General features: G+C 62.9%; 1 protein-coding gene. It reads left to right on the plus strand.

The features are described 5' to 3' along the window. Nucleotides 1–618 (plus strand): alanine racemase (locus AC1DT3_RS23500; protein WP_477467557.1); only part of this gene is annotated, 618 nt, incomplete at both ends.

The following is a 618-nucleotide window of genomic DNA, read 5'->3' on the forward strand; positions in this document are numbered from 1 at the left end:
GTCTTCCCATCGTCGAGGGCTTATCGCTGAAGGATGATCCGCGATTGAAGGATTTCGAACCCGCGCTGCTGATGAGCCACCTCGTCAGCGCAGAGGAGCCGGAGAACGAGATCAACGCGCGACAGATCGCGGCATTCGTTGCCTTGCGCAAGGCTCTGCCGGGCATTCCGGGTTCGCTCGCCAATTCGTCCGGCACTTTCCTGAAAGATATGCCCTGCTTCGAGCTGGCGCGGCCGGGCTATGCCATCTACGGCGGCAACCCGACGCCGCACCGCGACAACCCGATGCAGAATGTGGTGCACCTCGAGGGGAGCATCATCCAACTCCGCTATGCCCTGGAAGGCGAGACGGCCGGATACAATGCGGTCTGGACCGCATTGAGCCGCCGGCGATTGGCGACGATCTCCGTCGGCTATGCGGACGGGTATCCGCGCTCGGCGGGCAGCACGAACACCAATGTCGGCGACGCGGGCATCGCGATCGTCGCAGGAAAGCGCTGCCCCTTCGTCGGTCGGGTGTCGATGGATCTCATCATCATCGATGTGACCGACGTACCCGAGGAGGCAGTTCAACGGGGAGACCGGGTGATCCTGATAGGCGACGACCTCAGCATCGACG

This window comes from Microvirga sp. P4_G7, from assembly GCF_056401005.1.